We start from the raw sequence: 18,269 nt of genomic DNA on the forward strand, positions 1-18,269 counted from the left end.
GCTTAAACTCCTTTTTACTCACTTCGATTTACAAAAATCATTTTTGATGATGTTTCTCCAGCACATTTTGGTAAGTAGTGATTGTTTCTTTGTACAAGCGATGTAACGAAAAATGGGAAGAGGCGTATTCGTACAACGTCTGCCCCATTTGTTTTAATTGCTGCTTTTTTTCGCGCGCTTCTTGGATTGCCCCAGCCAGCGCCGCGCTGTCGCCGACAGGAACGATCCATCCCATCTCCTTAGAGGCAATGAGCTGTCTAACTCCGCCAACATCGGTGGAAATGACGGGAATGCGTTCGTTGGCCGCTTCGAGCAAGGCTAACGGAAAGCTTTCGCTGTAAGAAGCCATGAGCGCGACGTCAGAGAGGGAATAAATGGCGGCGATATCGCGACGAAACCCAAGAAATTTCACTTGATTTTCGATTTGCAGCTTCGCCGCCTTTTCTTTCAGCTCCTCTTCCAGCGGGCCGTCTCCGACGACTAGCAGCTTGATGTCACGATACGGCAGCGATTGGAGCGCTTCGAATACAAGCGCATGACCTTTAATGGGATGCAATCTTGCGACCATAGCGATGACAAAATCGTCTTCGTTCACGCCAACATGGGTTCGTTGCAGCAGATGGTCAGGAGATGTTTCGTTGAAGTCGATGCCGTTGTAAATCGTCTTGATCCGTTCTTTCGGAATGCCAAAGGCGACGAGATTGTCTTTAAACCGCTCGGACACGGCAAAGAAATAATCGACTTTTTTTAGCGCCCATAAATTTAAGCGGGTAAAAAGGAAGCCTTTTAATCCCGATTTCATAAAATCAAGGCGCGGGTCGCTATGAATCGTCGTCATCCACGGAATCCCGATTTTCCGCTTGATCAGCGCGCCATATAAATTGGCTCTCGGACCATGCGTATGCAACAAATCATAGCGCTCGTGCTGAATAAGCTCCACGAGCTTATGCAAGACAGATAAATCATAGCGGGACGATTGCGGAAGAAGGCGGACATCAATATGATGTTCCCGCGCTTCTTTCGCGAGCGGCCCTTCTTGAAACACCACGAGCGTTGCCGTCTCCTTCGGGAATTTAGATAACAGGGTGACGACGTGTTTGCGCGACCCTCCCGTTTCCCCGCCGCTAATGACGTGCAATACTTTCAACCGAATCTCCCCTTGCTGTTGGAATGAACGAGACACGACTTATTGGACCAAGCCGGTCATTCCACCGATGGTTTTTCCCATAACACTTTCCATAAAAACTTTGGCAATGCAAGCTGCCGTTTGAACCGTTTCGGGTCTGTCACAAGGCGGTAAAACCATTCTAACCCAAGATTGCGGAACAGTTTTGGCGCCCGTTTGACATGCCCCGCGAACACGTCGAAGCTTCCGCCGACGCCTTGCAGCACTTTCACGTTCAAATCGTTCATATATGTTTTGATCCACAGCTCTTGCCGAGGGCTTCCGAGCGCCACAAATAAAATATCAGCATTCGACTCATTAATTTTTTGGATAAGCGAATCGTAATCGTTGACGTAGCCGTTGGAGTAACCGACGATTTGCAATCCAGGATATTTTGCTTCGAGATTTTCCTTCGCTTTTTTGACGACCTCTTCTTTCGCGCCAAATAAGAACACGCGATACCCTTTTTTCGCGGAAAGCTCAATTAACCGCTCCATCATATCAATCCCCGTCACGCGCGAGGTGATGCGTCCGCCTTTCAGCTTTGATGCGAGCACGACCCCAATGCCGTCGGGAATTTGATACGTCGCCGAGTTAATGAGCTGTTTGACGTTTTCGTCTTTACTGGCGGCAATGAGCTTTTCCGGATTCACCGCAACAATCGTTGATTTTTCTCCTGCTGCCATTCTCTTTTCGATATCGGCAAGAATTTCGTCGTAATTTAGCGTGGAAACATACACGTCTAAATATTTTTCTTTCCCCATCACCGATCATACTCTCTTTGGCTGTTATTCTTGGATTGCTTTAACAGAATATAAATTTCCTATTTTATATACCGTTATGCTTTCATCGTTAAGATGTACGCAGTTTTTCGTATCGAAAATGACCTTTGTTTTCATCGCTGCAAAATCTTCCGCTTTCATGTTTTTAAATTCGTTATGGTCAGCGAGAACGACAACTAAGTGCGCGCCATGAACGGCTTCTTCCAACGTAGAAAGCGGAAAAGATACTTGCTCTTGTTTGACATGCGGATCGTACGCGCGCACTTCGAACCGGCTGTGCTGCTTTAATAATTCATAGATTTTAATCGCCGGGCTTTCCCGCACGTCATCCGTATTTCCTTTATACGTCAAGCCAAAAATCGCCACTTTTGGGGACGCAAGTTCGGCGGTCATGCGTTGAATTTGTTCCACGACAAAATACGGCATGGAATTATTAATGCGTCGAGCCGTTTGGATTAACGGTGATTCTTCTTTCGCTTTTTCGATAATAAAATAAGGGTCAACGGCCAAACAGTGACCTCCGACGCCAGGGCCCGGCAAATGGATGTTGACACGAGGATGTTTGTTTGCCAGCTCAATGACTTTGTGCGCATCCACGCCAATCCGTTGCGAAATTTTAACCAGTTCATTGGCAAGTGCGATATTGACATCTCTAAACGTGTTTTCCATTAACTTCGACATTTCGGCGGTGACGGCTTCTGTTTCGATCACTTCGCCTTTGACGATGGCGCGGTATACGTCAGCCGCTTTTTTCGCCGCTTCTTTCGTGACACCGCCGACAATTCTTGTATTTTCAACAAGTTCAATTAAAATACGACCTGGCAATACCCGTTCAGGGCAATGCGCCAAATAAATGTCTTTTTCTGGATCTAACCCGTGTTCGCGAATAATCGGCGCGACGACATCATCCATCGTGCGAGGCGGAATCGTCGATTCCACAATAACAACATTTCCTTTTTCTAAATAAGGAACGATCGATTTCGTCGCGTCCACGACATAATCAATATTTGCTGTATAGTCTTCGTGAATCGGTGTTGGAACGGCGATAATAAACACATCTGCCTTTTCGGGAACAAGTGAAGCTCTGAACTTGCCTTCTTGCACTACTTTTTTGAAAAGTTCAGGCAACCCGTTTTCTTCAATATGTATTTCGCCTGTGTTCAATGTTTGTACGACTTTTTCGTTTACATCCACACCGACGACTTCAAAGCCAGCATTCGCGAAAATCGCTGATGTCGGCAGTCCAATATATCCTAGTCCAACTACACAAACTTTTTTCATCGCAAAAAAACCTCGCTTTGGTTTAGAAATTGGCAAATGTACTTGCCACGCTTCATTATGCTCACTGCAAGCCGTTTTTGTCAATCATGATATAGTATATCAAATTACGACATATTTTGCATCATTGAATATAGAATAGGCAAATGCTACAATTAAGGTTGATTTTTGTGGCAGAAATTATTTTTAAGAAAAAACGATATTGGATAGAGGGAGGAAACGTTTCTTTGAAAATCGTTATTTCAGGTTTTTACGGTCTTGGAAATACTGGGGATGAAGCGATTCTGGAAGCGATTATCGACAATCTTCGCGCAGAATTGGATCATCCGGAAATCACCGTATTTTCTCTTTCTCCAGAAAAAACGGCAAAAACGCATAACGTGAAAAGTGTTTACCGCGGATGGCGTCATGATAATAGAAAAAAAATCAAAGCATTACGCGAAGCGGATTTGCTCATTAGCGGAGGAGGAGGATTGCTGCAAGATACATATCCGACGAGATTTCTATTCGGACCTCTTCCTTATTATTTATTAATTGTCTTTCTTGCAAAGCTTTGTGGAACGAAAGTAATGTTTTTCTCGCAAGGCATCGGTCCTGTAAATACGACATGGGGAAAAATATTAATGAAAGTTTTCGCCAATATGGCTGACTTTATTACCGTACGTGACCAATATTCGAAAGAATTGCTGCATAAACTCGGAGTCACCAAACCAGAGACAGTCGTCACAGCGGATATCGTCTTTGCGTTTAAACATAAAGTGGATGATGCCTGCTTTGATAGCCTTCCGTTAAAAGGAGACGAAAAGCTCGTTGCTGTTTCCGTCCGACCATGGTTTCACCATGAGGAATATTATTCACAGTTGGCGGAAGCGCTCGATCGCTTAATAGAGGAAGAAACTATTACCCCTGTTTTCGTGCCGATGGAAGGTCATCATGACGTGAGAGCCTCCAAACAAGTAATAGAAAAAATGAAGCGGAAAGACGCATGTCATCTTCTTGGTCCGGACTTTACGCCAAACCAATATTTGCACTTTATTAGCCGCTGCCGGATGACAATCGGCATGCGACTGCATTCACTCATTTTCTCCGCACTTACTGGAGTCCCGCACATCGGCATCAGCTATGATAAAAAAGTGGAAAGTTTATTGAAACGCTCGGGAATGTGGGAATATTCTTTCCGCTTAGGAGAAATCGACGTGGAACGTTTGATTGCGAACGCCAAATACGTGCTCAGCCATCGCGACCAATTAAGCGAAATCGTGCAGAAAAACGCCGAATCCATGCGTAAAGATGCGATGGAAAACATTCGGTTGTTAAAGGAAAAATTTCTCGTACATTAATTCTCTTAAGGAGAAGATGAAAGATGAAAATATTATTAGCTACCGTCTTCGATTATCCTCACGCTGGAGGATTATCGACCCATGTCACCACATTAAAAGCCGGATTGGAAGCGAGAGGACATGAAGTCGATGTTCTCTCCTTCAGCGATATTAGCCCTGTAAGCCAAAATCTACTCGCAAAAGGGCCAAGTTTTATTTTGAACAAACTATCGAAAGGCAGCGGAATTATTTGGAGCCATCACGTCCGGCAAAAAATGCTTTATCGCTTGATCGAACAGCATAAATCGAAAGGATACGACATCATTAACGCCCAAGAAGTATTCGCAACGCTTGCGGCGGTAGAAACGGGGATTCCGACCGTCACGACCGTGCATGGATATATGACATATGAAGCAATCAGCCGCGGCTCTGTTGTAGAAGGAAGCCGGCAAGCCCGTTATTTATTGCAAAAAGAAGTCGAAGCCTATACAAAAACAAGAAAAATTGTTACGGTCGACCAGCGCATCAAAAATTATGTTTTTGAGAAAGCAGGCGTAGAGGCGACAGCGATTCGCAACTTTATTGACATTAACAGTTTTAAGCCAGATAAAGAAAATCGTCTTGCTTACCGCCGCAAACACGGCTTTGCCGAAGATACGAACATTATTTTTGTTCCAAGGCGTCTGACGAAGAAAAACGGCGTCATTTATCCTGTACTCGCGCTTCCACAAGTGCTCGAAAAATATCCGAATACGATGCTCGTCTATGCCGGCATGGGCGAAGCCTTTCAAGAATTAAAATCACTGATTCACGAAAAAGGATTAGAAGAGAAAACAAAGTTGTTAGGAGCGATTCCGCATGAAGCGATTAAAGAATATTATGCGCTATCGGATATCGTTCTTGTGCCAAGCGTTCATTCAGCGGGCGTAGAGGAAGCGACGTCCATTTCCGCTCTCGAAGCGATGGGATCTGGCTCCCCGCTCATCGCTTCCGCCGTCGGCGGTCTAAAAGAAATTGTCCGCCATGAACATGATGGTCTTCTGGTGGAAGAGAAAAACGTCGATCAGCTTGCCCAAGCTATCATTTACTTGCTTGATCATCCGGAAATCGGACAAAGGCTTGCGAAAGAAGCAAGACGAAAAATTGAAGAGGAATATTCCCACTTGGCTGCAGCGAAAAAGTATGAAGAAATCTATGCAGCAGCGTTACAGCAATAAAAATGCGGCTGTCTCGTAGCCCTTTAGAGACAGCCTTTTTTCGATTTTTTTATAAGGAAGTGAGACAGATGTCATCATTAAAACGAACGGCGCTTTGGATTACGTTGCTTGCGTTGCTCGTCAAATTATCCGGTTTTCTTCGCGAGAGCATTATTGCCAAACAGTTTGGGGCAAATGAATACACAGACGGCTATTTATTGGCATTTTCGTTTATTACGCTCGTGTTGGCGATCATTTCCGGCGGATTTAATAACGTATTTCTTCCTTTATATATACAGAAGAAAAAAAAGGATCCTGAAGCAGCGGAACAAAACGCCAACGGCATTATGAACGCAACAGTGGCGATTTTCCTTCTCGTTACGGTCATTGGGTATTTCTTCGTTCCTTCGTTCGTCCCGATTATTTTTGGCAATATGACGCCGACGACAGAAAAAGTCGCTGTCGAGATTACCCAAATCTTTTTCCTATTTATGAGCGCCATTGCCTTAAACGGAATTCTTGACTCCTATTTGCAAGGACGGCGCATTTTCGTACCATCGCAAATTTCGAAACTGCTTGCCACCTTAATGGGAGCGGTGTTTGCTCTTCTTTTTTCGGATGTGTGGGGAATATACAGCCTTGCTTACGGGTTTGTGTTTGGCATTATATTAGGCATCGTGCTGATGTTTTTCTACTTACAAAAAAGCGGCTATCGCTGGTCGCCGACATTTGCAGTGGATAAAGAATTTCGCCAAACGTTTCTCGTCTTGCTTGTACCGTCATTATTAAACGCGTTTGTCGGACAAATGAACATGTTTATCGATAAAATGTTTGCTTCTGGAACCATAGAAGGAGCAGTGACATATTTAAACAACGCATCATTGTTAGTCAGCATTCCCCATACCATTTACGGTACGACCATCGCCGCCATTTTGTTTACACTGTTGTCCGAGCAGGTAGACGATCAACGTAAATTTCAACAAACGTTCTTTACGGGAATGGAATTGTCTCTCATGACACTCATGCCGATTGCGGCAGGCTTGCTGTTTGTAGGTGACGCCGCCATTTCCTTTGTCTACGAACGAGGCAGATTTACAGCGGAAGACACCCATAACACGTACATCGCTTTGCTGTTTTATTTGCCTCTTATTGTTACGCAAGGGCTGCAATATATTGTTTCAAAATCGATGTACGCGAAGGGAAAAACGGCGATTGTCCTGCGAATTAGCGTCACGACCATCGTATTAAACACATTATTAGATTATTTATTGGTGAAACCGCTTGGCTACCCTGGACTAGCTTTATCTAGTTCGCTTGTTTCCTTCTATTATTTAACGGCGTGCACCATTTCCGTATATAAAGAGTTTGAACAGGGGGAAACAAAAAAACTATTTTGGTTGATTGCCCGCGTCAGTCTGCCAACTGCTATCATGGCCGTTCCATTATATGTGGTAAAATACTGGACACCCGTTGGACATTGGTACTCCCTTCTTCAACTTGCCGTTCTGGTGCCGATTGGAGTCGTGTTCTATATGGTTGGCACCTACTTCTTTTATCGCGATGGTTTTTACCGTCTTCTCCGTATGGTCAAAACCAAACAGAGGGCAGTATAACAAAAAAAAAACGAGGCAAGCTGTTTGCTTGCCTCGTTTATTTTGCGATTAGCAGCGGTTTTAATAAGTCGCTGCGGATATATGCGTCCTCACCAGTAGGCAAATCGGTGTGGATTTTATACCAAACGTAGCCGTCTGGCTGTTTCGCTGTTTCCCCCAGCTTAATAACCGGAGTGTTATTCAACTTATATGTGTACAATGGAGACTCATTCGTATTCGGTTCACGACGAACTTTGACTCCTTCTGTTGTCGTTCCCGTAATGGTATATTTACCCCAGTCTTTCCAGCCTAAAAATTTGTCAGCCTGATACATAAGTCCAGCAATTTTTTGCCCCCAATATGGGTCAGACGCGTAAAGAACGTTAAAACCAATCGTCTTATCACCAAGAACCGCTCCATTATACTTCCAGCTCTTTGGATTGGCATATCCATTCGATATCATCGTCTGTGCCATATAGTTGATGCAATCTTCAAAGGAATTAAATGTCATAGCACTGTTGAGCGGATCGCTATCAACCGCCTGAATGCCGAATAAGTTTTTCTTCTCTTTCGCAATTTGGCTAGTTCCCCCATTGCTCTCAAGAATCGCATGCGCCAACAAATAAAGCGCATTGACGTTGTATGTTTTCTCTGCTTTTTTAAACGCCTCTCCTAACGTCTTCAGCGGACTGTCGGAGCGATTCGCGGCAGCAAACTTATTCAATTCTTCAGCTGTATAATTTGTTTTCGTACGAATTGGCAGGACGTTAAAGTATTGATATGCCGTGCCGACGAGCTTGCCTGCCCCGTTATAAAACGTTTCGCCGTCCCAACTGTAATACTTTTGCCCATCTTGCATAAACGACGGGGCTTTTCCGTACAGATAGGGTACTGCGTATTTGTTGCTTGTCGTATTGTAAATGTAATGATACAATTCCCCTTTTTTCGCCATATAATACGACCGGCCTTGCAGCAAGGCAGTTGGCACAAGCATCACTTCTGACTGTTTCACATACCCAATCGTATTGGCGATTTGCACTTTCACTTTTTCTTCGTCCGCGCCTAAATATTTCATTTCCGTATTTGGCGCAACATACGTAAGGGACTTGCTTAAAGTAGATTCATAGATTATTGTGGTTGATTTTCCAGGAGACGGTTGGGCAATGACGTTTCCGCTAGCCATTTTAACAATTTTGGTGCCTTGCACAATCACTTGCGAAGCCCAATTCGTAACGGCTGCTTCTGCCTGTGCAAACGTAGCGTAGCGCTTTGGCAGCGGCGTTAATTGCCCGTTTTGAATGACAGCGACTTGATACGCCATTTCCGGCGTCTGCTCCGCCCACACTTCAAGCAAACGATAAAGAAAAGCAGCGGCGTGCGCTCTTGTCGCATACGCTTTCGGGTCAAAGCGGAACGTTTTTCCATCCGTGTTTGGAATTCCGCGAATAATGCCATAATACACATTATGAGAGATTGCAATTTTTGAAGTCGAATAGAGCCCATCCACATCAGTAAAATGGTCGAGCGATGCCTGCTTTTTCTCTATTCCTAAATAATCTAGCGCGCGGTCAATCATTACCGCCATTTCTTCTCTTGTAATTTTATTGTACACGCCAAACGTGCCGTTCGAATATCCTTGAACGATTCCCGCCGCGCTCGCTTTGTAAATGCCATCGGCTAATTTGGAAGATGGCGACACGTCGGAAAAGTGTCCCGATCCTTCCGGAAGCTGTAACGCTCTGGCAACAAACGTAGCAAACTGGCCGCGAGTGACAGGGTCGTTAGGACGATAATGGCCATCAGGATATCCTTCAACGATTCCTTGGTTCACCATCGCGCGCATTTCTTCTTCAAGCGCAATTCCTGTAATATCATCTGCGAACGAAACGGAAATATTAGTAAACAATAAACCAAAAACTAAAAAAAGACTGGCAAGTAACCTCAATGTTTCTACTCCTCCCTGCTATGTTTTAGTAGATTTCGATAAATATGTATATGAAAGAAATTGATTCCTACATCATTCTATTTTATTCTATCAAATATGACAAAAATATGTAAGAATCGAAATTTAAATATTTCCTGTACGACCTATTTTTTCTGCGAAATCCATCATCATCTGGATTTTTTATCCTTTTGCATGATTGCTATGGTGTCATTCATAAGTGACAAATGGACAAAAAAACGGCACGAAGTGAACCCACATGAAGCTCCGTGCCGTTTTGCTTATTTTTGAGAGGCCTGAATCGCGCTGTAAACCGCCGATGCAAAGGCCATTCTTGTTGCATCCATGCCGCCGTGGAAGCTGGAGCTGTTAAATACCCCCGTACGATCGACCGCTTTGATCGCAATAATCGACGGATATGCCCAAAAGCTTGGATGTACATCATTATATTTGACCGCCGCTCCGGCAATGGCTGGACTTTGACTAAGTCGAAACGCGCGGTCGATAATGACAGCCATTTGCGTTCTTGTAATATTTTCATAAGGGCGGAACGTACCATCTTTATATCCGAATATAATTCCTGCTTCTTTCATGGCGGCAATGTCTTTTGCGAAGGACATTCCTAACGAAACATCGGAAAACGATTTTGTCGAAGGGGCAGGTAGTTTTAAATAGCGATTTAATATCGCAGCTGCTTGTCCTCTTGTAACGGGAAGGTCCGGTTTGAAATAAGAACCTTCAAATCCATGGATGATTCCGGCTTTGCCTAGCTCACTGATCGCTTGATATGCCGGATGATCCGGACTGACATCATAAAATTGCCCAGGTGGAAGCGGCTCCTCAATGACGCGTCTACCGCCGGCAAACTTTGGCCCCCAATACGGGTTGTTTATGGATGCGATGGAGACGCCCTGGCTCGTTGTTGCGCTGATGAATTCATCGTTTCCTATGTATATGCCTGAATGAGAAATTCCGGACTTATATGTATTCTTAAAAAATACTAAATCACCAGGCAGCAAATCTTCCTTGTTTACGGCAACTCCCGTTTCATATTGTTCACTGGTTGTTCTCGGCAGTGCAATTCCGACTGCATCAAATACATATTGAACAAACCCGGAGCAATCAAATCCGCTTGGGGTAGTACCACCGAATCGATAAGGAGCGCCAAGCTGTTCTTTTGCCATTTTTACAACTTCATCGCGGTTGTTTTCCGCGTAAGCTCTCGGAAGGCCGCTAATGAGGAATGTAAGCATCAGCAAAAAAGAAAGCGCTTTTTTCACCATCATCACCTGCCTATTCTCGACGATTTTTCTCAAACTTTAACAATTATAAAGAAATTTTAACAAATTTTAGCGAATTACTATTTTACATATGTATTACAAATATATTACTCAAAATGAATTCTTTGAAAAAATAGAGGAATTTTCTTCAAAAATATGATAATATTATAAAAAAGTGATAATCTTTTTATAAATTAAATTAGGAGGGAGAAATTTTTTTGAAGAAGAGAAACCAATCTAAAAAACTACTTACCTTAGGAATGGCTTTATCTTTAGCATTTGGGGGAATTCTCCCTTATGCGAACGTCTCTGTCTCTGCCGCGGAAATAAAACAACAAGAAACCGCTAACCAACTGTTGAATCGATTTGGCCTTTATCATTCTACAAACGAAGTAAAAGCAAGCACGGTGCAAAAGGATAAGGAAAAACAGTTGTTTAGCGAAACTGTGCTGATTGTCAAGTATAAAAATGTACTTTCATCAACAGAACACCAAAAAGCTGGAACAAAACTTGTCAGACGAATTTCTTCTTTGCATTATGATGTCGTGCAAATAACGGGAAAGAAAAAGTTAGAAGATGTTGTTAGCGCCTATGCAAAAAATCCAAATGTCATTTCTGTATCACGCAGCGCATATTTTTCGAGAGCCGCTGTCGATGATGCAAAAAGCTACGACATGTATCATCTTACAACATTGCAAGTAAACAAAGCTCTTGCACTAGCCGGCAAGCATCCTGTCAAAGTAGCAGTCGTCGACACCGGAATCGACGTCCATCACCCTGAATTAAAGAATAAAATTATTTCAAACTATAATGTTATGAATCCTATGCAAAAAGGAGCCGTTGATGTTCACGGCACGCACGTTGCCGGAATCATCGCAGGGGAGAAAGGAAACGGGATCGGTGGATATGGCGTGTTCCCAAATGCGCAAATTATCTCGATCGACGTGTTTAACCGTTCCTTTTTCAGTTCCGATTACATTGTGGCAGAAGGAATTTTAGAAGCGATTCGCCAAAAGGCACAAGTGATCAATTTAAGCTTAGGTTCCCCTGTCCCTTCTCCCATTGTCGAGGAAGCGATTAAAAAGGCCGTTGCCGCAAATATTACCGTTGTCGCCGCAGCTGGCAACTCCGGGATCAATACATATGAATACCCAGCTGCTTTTGAAGGTGTAATCGGAGTGGGAGCAACCAATGCAAAGAATGAACTCGCTGATTTCTCTACTTATGGCCCTGCTGTCGATGTCGTCGCCCCTGGGGAAGATATTTACAGTTCCATTTACGATATCGACAAAAAATCAACGTTTGCAAAACTAAGCGGAACGTCCATGGCAACGCCAATGGTGACGGCAACAGTAGCGATGCTGCTGTCGAAAAATCCAAAGCTGACACCGTATGAAATTAATTATATTTTAAATAAGACGGCGAAAGATTTGGGGGAAAAAGGATACGACCTCAAATACGGTTATGGCTTAGTCAATCCGGTTGCGGCGCTGCAGTTTAATCCCAAAAACATCCCAGCCAATCCGAATATTGCGGAAAAAGATTTGTTAAAGAAGGCAAAAAACATCAACGTAACGTCCTATTCTGTACAAACTGGCACCATTAAGAAGTTGAATCAAACGGACTGGTATCAATTGAAAGTTCAAAAAGGAGATTACATTCAAACAAAATTGAAAGGATCCGCCGACTACGACTATAAATTGGACATCTTATTCTTCCCTGCCGGCAAAGCAGCACCGTCTACAAAAGTGCCAGTGAATGATACATTGCAAGGTAAAGAAGAAGGCTACTTATTTGAAGCCCCGCAAGACGGAACGCTGGTGATCGGTGTAAAAGACGCGCTCGGCAACTATAGCGAAAGCGGAAAATCGCGCTATACCCTTTCCATTGACCGAACAAAGAACAAACTCGACGATGGCAACAATGCAGAAAATCCTTTCATTATTCAATCATTGCCATATCATTCGCAACGCGAACATGGACCACTTTTCTTTACAAACGAGCTGACAGACACGGAAACCCCAACAGATGAAAGTATAAAAACGGAAGAGCCTGCGAAAGAAGAAGCTCCGAAAGATACAGAGCAGGAAGAAGAAACAAAACCGCTGCCGGGAGACAGCGATTACTTCCGTTTTACAGTACCAGAATCGGAGGATGGAACGGAGCAAACGGTTCATGTTTCGCTAACAGGAGTGCCTGGAATTGATTCCACCATCAACTTATATGCCATCGAAAAACTGGAAGAAGAACCAAGCTCTGACGGAGAAACGGAGCAAACGCCTGAAGAACAACCCGAAGAACAGCCTGGAGAACAACCTGGTGAACAGCCGGCGGAAAATCAATTTATGATTGATTCCGTCAACATGAAAGGGTACGGCGAAGGGGAGGAACTCACATTTAATGCGATACCGGGCATGGAATATATGATTGAGGTTACGAATAAACCAACCCTTGATCCATTGATGACGTCCCTTTTTGGAGAACCGGAAATGGATTTAACAAGAAACTTCTCTTCTCACTTGCCTTACCAGTTAACGATTGATGCAACCACTTTGCCAGCAGATGAGGATGGTTTTCCAATGGAAGAGGAAATACCGGAAGAAGAGCTAACGAAAGGAAACATCGAAGCATATTTAGCGAAAAAAGAAGCATTAAAAGAGAAACGAAGCGCAGTTATCTCGGATCCAGGGATGCTCTCTAGCGAGGACGATGGGATCGAAAACGTTCTTAACGCGGCACAACCTTATGATTTAAGCCAAACGGTAAGCGGATATTTTCAATACAGCGGAGATGAAGATTGGTTTGCCTTTACGCCTAAGCAAAACGGAATTTACGAGTTCCGCTTTGCCGCAGATGAAAATCATGAGGTTCCAAGCATGAGCATATTCGTTTATAACGAAAAACAAAAAGAATTCTCCCATCTCGGTTCTAACCTTTCTGATTACGGCTTTGAACCAAAAGATCGCTATCAAATCGGTCTAAAAGGCGGGCAAACTTACTATATTCAACTAACGGAAAAAATGTATCGTCCATCCGTGAAAGCCTATACGTTTACGTCGACGCTGCTGGCAAGCAATACAGCAGATAAATTCGAGAATAACGATGACTTTGAAAAAGCAACAAACATCAGACTAAAAGCAATTACAGGAAACTTTGCTTCCGCCCAAGATATAGATATTTACTACTTCAAACCAGACCAAAACGGGCTTTACGGATTTGCGATGACTCCGCTAAGCGTTCCTGCGAAATACGCCAAACTGCCAAAAGAACTGTTAACGCCGATTGACCCGGTAGTGATTGTCATCGAAGATACGAATGGCAACAAAAAATTAGACAAGGAAGAGGAAGGAAAAGAATGGATAACCGACCGCGGCTTTTCCAATGAAGCAGAGCGTGGTGCCTTTAAAGCGGTGAAACCAAAAGGATACTTTATCGTTACTCTGAATTATTTCGGAGATACTTCGCTAATGCCATACCAATTTACATTGGCAAAAGCTGCCTTGCAAGATGAAGACAAAAATTCGACGGTGAAAAATAACATTCCATCAAAACCGCTTCCATTGAAAAAACCGAATAAAAACACATTCTATAATACCGGTTATATGAATGTTACCAACAATAACGGCGATGTTGATTACTATGTGTTTACGGCGAATGAAGAACGAGCATATAAATTTAAGCTCGAACTGCCTTCCGACCTTGATGGGGTGATCAGCGTTTATGATGCAAAAGGCAAACAAGTTGGAAAAGCAGATTACTATATCAGCGGGGACGCCGAATATTTGAAATTAAAATTAAAGAAAGGAAAATACTTTATCAAAGTGGAAGATGCATTTGGCAATGCAAGCATTAACCCATATAAACTCATTGTGCGAAAAGAATAACAAAGTCAAGAAAGGCTGCCTTCCATTAGGGAGGCAGCCTTCTATTTGAATATGTCATTTTCAGCGCGGGCGATGAAAACGAAAAGCTCTAGCCGCTTCACAAGCTGATAAGGTCTAAACGTACCATCAGGATACCCTTTTGTAATGTTTGCTGCAGCCATTTTATAAATTTCCGCATGCCCCGTCACCTTGTCGGTAACGTCTTTAAACGTAATGGAAGAAGCACTAGGGAGTTGGTACGCCTTCGCTAACAGCATTGCTGTTTCCGCGCGGGTGATAGGCTGTTGCGGACGAAACGTACCATCTGGAAACCCATTTACCAACCCTCGCTCATATGCAGATTGAATATATCCAGACGCGGAATTAGCAGAGCCCACATCTTTAAAAACGGTAGACCGTTTTGTCGAATCCAAATGCAACGCCCGTCCTAACATCGTTACCGCTTCGGCACGCGTTACAAAATCATTAGGCTTGATCGTACCGTTATTATATCCAGTAACAATTCCCTTGCTGAATAAATAAACAATGTGGGGCGTGTACCAAATGCCGTTTGTCAAATCTTTGTAATCTGGTTCTGAAAGGGTTACGGTGATCGGATTAGACAATGCTGATTCTGTTCCATCGCTATATACAGAAGAAAACTGATAGCGGTAAGTTCCTTTGAGCACGTAGTCTGTAAATGACGAACTAGACTGCAGCTTTTTTATTTGCTTTCCATCGCGATACACATTATATCCTTGAATACTGTCAGCAAGCGGCGTAACAGAAAAGTTTACTACTCCCGCTGCATTGGATTGCAGCTTCACTTTCAGCTGCGGCGGTTTATTTTGTTCTGCCTGTACTAATCCATAGCCGTACCAATCATCTTTTCCAGGCGTGCCTAAATCCATCGCATTTGCCCTTAACATTTGGCGAAGTTCGACATTCGTTTTATTCGGATACTGCTGCTTATATAAGGCTAATATACCGCTGACAAATGGAGCTGCCATGGACGTCCCCGCCATCCATGTATATCCGTCCGGATTGCCGTCCAAATCACAGGCAACAGGAACGGTGCTGTAAATGTTTTCACCAGGCGCTGCAACCTCGACTGCTGGGCCTGTTGCAGAATAAGCAACGCGAACGTTTTGGTTGTTGATGGCTGCAACGGCGATCGCACTGTCATATTTCGCAGGATATTCGACGGTATCTCCTGTTCCTTTTTCGTTGCCGTTGTTTCCAGCCGCCGCGACCACCAAAATTCCTTTCTGATATGCTTTATCAATGGCTTCTTTTAGCACAGGAGAACCTTCTGAAGCAGCAAAACTCAAGTTAATAATATCCATATGGTTTTGTATCGCCCATTCAATCCCTGCTAAAACAGTCGATATCGTTCCTTCGCCGAAGCGGTCCAATACTTTCACCGCATAGATGCTTGCCTCCGGAGCTACTCCAAGCACCCCAATATGATTATTTTTCGCCGCGATAATACCTGCCACATGGGTGCCGTGTCCGTTATCATCATTATAAGCATTAGGGCAATAGGATAACATGCACGCACCGCCCGATACATGTAAATCAGGATGATTCGTATCAATTCCTGTATCTAAAATGGCGATCTTCACGCCTTTACCCGTAACGCCACGGACGTGCATGCCGGTTGCTTTTGTTTTCGTTATGCCCCAGCCTACCACCTGTCCGTCAATCGTAACGGTTTCATCCTGCTGAATGTATTCTACTCCCGGTAATTGCCGCAAAAGATCCATAGAAGCCAACGGCACATTGGCAGATAAAGCTGGAATCACGTCAAACCGCTGATACACTTTTCCTTGCAGCTGTTCCACTGCTTTTTCGTCGACATGCTTTTTAAAAAGAATAATCACATTGATCCGCTTTGTTTCAGATGCAAAAGTGGAAGCAGCGGGCAGAAAACTCATCATCACGAGAACAGCACTGAAAAAAACGAGACACCATTTTTTCATATGAAATAACCTCTCATGCGAGAAAATCTGCTACTATTCTCTATTTTACTATTTCATTGAACACGGCGGTATAAATATTTCATTGAACACGGTCGTATAAAGGCTGAAAGTTCAATCCTGATTCGGATGCGTAATAGTCTAATATTCCGAGATAAATAGCTTTCGCTGCTTCTCCCTGCCAGTATGAAGAGCCTAACTTTTTGGCATCTTCTTTACGATCAATAAAACCTAACTCCACTAAAACCGCAGGCATATTATTTTCCCGAAGAACGTGCAAATCTCCTTTTTTCACTCCACGGTCCGCTGCATTCCATGCTTCGACTAACCGTTTTTGGATACATTGAGCGAGCTTCTTGCTTTTTTCTACATATGGATTTGTCGCTGCCGCACTATAATAGTACGTTTCCGTGCCCGTTCCGCCGCCTGAATTCGTATGGATGCTGACAAATATATCTCCATTCATCTTTTTCGCAAAATCAACCCTGCCGCTTAGCGGGACAAATACATCTTTTTCGCGCGTTAAAGCAATACGAAATCCTGTATCTTCAAATAATGACTTTACTTTTAAAGCGACGCTGAGATTAATATCCTTTTCTTTTAATCCATTTGCCACTGCTCCAGGGTCATAGTCACCATGCCCAGGATCGATGATAATGGTTTGCGTTTTTACATATTGCAACAGCCGGTCCGTTGGGTTAGATGGACTCATTCCACTAAGGTAAGCAGTATGTACAAAACCTTCTATTCCCGAAGCGCGAACATATGCCCAATTACCAACAATATGTAAGATCTCTACTTTTTCTCCTTTTTTCAATACAGCCACAGTACTAAAGTTGGTGGATGGTCCTTGACGGACATTCAAAGTTGACGCATTTACCGTTGCTTGTTGAACAGCTGTGAATTGATAATGGACCCGGAATTTTGGATTAATGGCTCTTGCAATAAACACCGCAAAATCGGCACGTATAATCGGTTGATCTTGACCAAACGTTCCATCCGCAAGCCCTTGGGCAATCCCTTTCGCCATTAGTTGCTGGATCGCTGTCGATATCGTGTTTCCGCCAAGCGAATAAGCGCGGTTGATAAGCAGCGCCATTTCTCCCCGCGTAACAAACTGATTAGGACGAAAAGTACCATCATTGTAACCGCTAATAATGTTTTTTTCAACTGCTTCTTGTATGTATCCCGAAGCAAAATTCCCTTTGCCTACATCTTTAAATTTTGTTGCTCTCTGTGTTCCATCGAAATTAAGCGTTCTTCCAATAATGGCCGCAGCCTCTGCTCTTGTCACATTTTTAGATGGATAAAAATATCCAGATGAACTGCCTTGAACCATTTTCCCTTGCGCTAAATAATAAATTTCTTTTGCAGCGCGATGAGTCGTGCCAACATCACGAAAATATGGAGCAGCGCTAGTGTGACCAACAGGACCGATGAGTACTGCGGCCAACAACAGACAAAAAGCGACAAATACTCCTTTTCTCATACATCCTTTCTCCCTTTTTTGATATATTTTTCTACTATTCTACCACAAACTTCATGTTTTCTAAATAAAAAATGGTTCCTTTTCCTTATCATAGACTTTGAGCCATATTTCTCACATTTCGTATGGAAGTACTTTTTCATCTTGTAGGGATAACCATCAGCATGTCCTTGTTGGATGGCTTGGTGCGCGAGGTTCTTGCGAAGAGGCATTCGTGGCAGACCGCTTGAATCGATTGGCTGTAAAGGGGAAATCTTTCCTTTTGTTTGCTTTTGCAGTTCGCTTTTAGTGTCCAGCAGCCGCATTAGAGAAAAGATGTTCCTTCACTCATCAAAGACATTCATCCAAACACAGGCAGACTTGTGATGCGGGCACACCATCGATCCG

General features: G+C 43.5%; 11 protein-coding genes. 4 read left to right on the plus strand and 7 right to left on the minus strand.

The features are described 5' to 3' along the window. Positions 1-37: 37 nt before the first annotated feature. From GCA01S_RS06175 to GCA01S_RS06185, 3 genes are read right to left on the minus strand one after another with little or no spacing between them, the layout of a single operon-like run. The gene (locus GCA01S_RS06175) at positions 38-1,147 is read right to left on the minus strand and encodes a glycosyltransferase family 4 protein (protein WP_042408190.1); all 1,110 of its coding nucleotides are present in this window, start codon (positions 1,145-1,147) and stop codon (positions 38-40) included. Positions 1,148-1,203: 56 nt separating this feature from the next. After that, positions 1,204-1,929 carry a WecB/TagA/CpsF family glycosyltransferase gene (locus GCA01S_RS06180; RefSeq protein ID WP_017436434.1) on the minus strand — a complete coding sequence of 242 codons (726 nt, stop codon included), beginning with the start codon at positions 1,927-1,929 and terminating at the stop codon, positions 1,204-1,206. A 24-nt stretch (positions 1,930-1,953) separates the two neighbouring features. Further along, positions 1,954-3,228, minus strand: a complete 1,275-nt coding sequence (locus tag GCA01S_RS06185; protein WP_042408193.1) for a nucleotide sugar dehydrogenase — start codon at positions 3,226-3,228, stop codon at positions 1,954-1,956. Positions 3,229-3,452: 224 nt separating this feature from the next. On the opposite strand from GCA01S_RS06185, the gene csaB reads away from it, so the two are divergent. The 3 genes from csaB (at position 3,453) to murJ (ending at position 7,353) form a co-directional block, all read left to right on the plus strand. Beyond that, positions 3,453-4,565, plus strand: a complete 1,113-nt coding sequence (gene csaB, locus GCA01S_RS06190; protein WP_042408269.1) for a polysaccharide pyruvyl transferase CsaB — start codon at positions 3,453-3,455, stop codon at positions 4,563-4,565. 23 nt (positions 4,566-4,588) lie between these two features. After that, complete coding sequence (locus GCA01S_RS06195) at positions 4,589-5,761, plus strand: glycosyltransferase family 4 protein (RefSeq protein WP_042408196.1); 1,173 nt, start codon at positions 4,589-4,591, stop codon at positions 5,759-5,761. A gap of 68 nt (positions 5,762-5,829) precedes the next feature. Further along, entirely contained in the window at positions 5,830-7,353 is a 1,524-nt protein-coding gene (gene murJ, locus GCA01S_RS06200) for a murein biosynthesis integral membrane protein MurJ (protein WP_042408199.1), read from the plus strand. 37 nt (positions 7,354-7,390) lie between these two features. On the opposite strand, the gene GCA01S_RS06205 is transcribed toward murJ, so the two are convergent. Next, positions 7,391-9,277, minus strand: coding sequence for an S-layer homology domain-containing protein (locus GCA01S_RS06205; protein WP_042408202.1), 1,887 nt, complete (start codon positions 9,275-9,277; stop codon positions 7,391-7,393). 278 nt (positions 9,278-9,555) lie between these two features. Continuing rightward, positions 9,556-10,557, minus strand: coding sequence for a C40 family peptidase (locus GCA01S_RS06210; RefSeq protein ID WP_255212265.1), 1,002 nt, complete (start codon positions 10,555-10,557; stop codon positions 9,556-9,558). Between the two features lie 215 nt (positions 10,558-10,772). Between GCA01S_RS06210 and GCA01S_RS06215 the strand changes: the two genes are divergently transcribed. After that, entirely contained in the window at positions 10,773-14,438 is a 3,666-nt protein-coding gene (locus GCA01S_RS06215; RefSeq protein ID WP_042408203.1) for a S8 family peptidase, read from the plus strand. 41 nt (positions 14,439-14,479) lie between these two features. On the opposite strand, the gene GCA01S_RS06220 is transcribed toward GCA01S_RS06215, so the two are convergent. Both GCA01S_RS06220 and GCA01S_RS06225 read right to left on the minus strand, forming a co-directional pair. Then, positions 14,480-16,399 carry a S8 family serine peptidase gene (locus GCA01S_RS06220; protein ID WP_042408206.1) on the minus strand — a complete coding sequence of 640 codons (1,920 nt, stop codon included), beginning with the start codon at positions 16,397-16,399 and terminating at the stop codon, positions 14,480-14,482. A gap of 79 nt (positions 16,400-16,478) precedes the next feature. Further along, a complete protein-coding gene (locus GCA01S_RS06225; RefSeq protein WP_042408209.1) occupies positions 16,479-17,885 on the minus strand; it encodes an N-acetylmuramoyl-L-alanine amidase in 1,407 nt (468 codons plus the stop codon). Between the last annotated feature and the right edge of the window lie 384 nt (positions 17,886-18,269).

The organism is Parageobacillus caldoxylosilyticus NBRC 107762 (genome assembly GCF_000632715.1).
Classification (GTDB): domain Bacteria; phylum Bacillota; class Bacilli; order Bacillales; family Anoxybacillaceae; genus Saccharococcus; species Saccharococcus caldoxylosilyticus.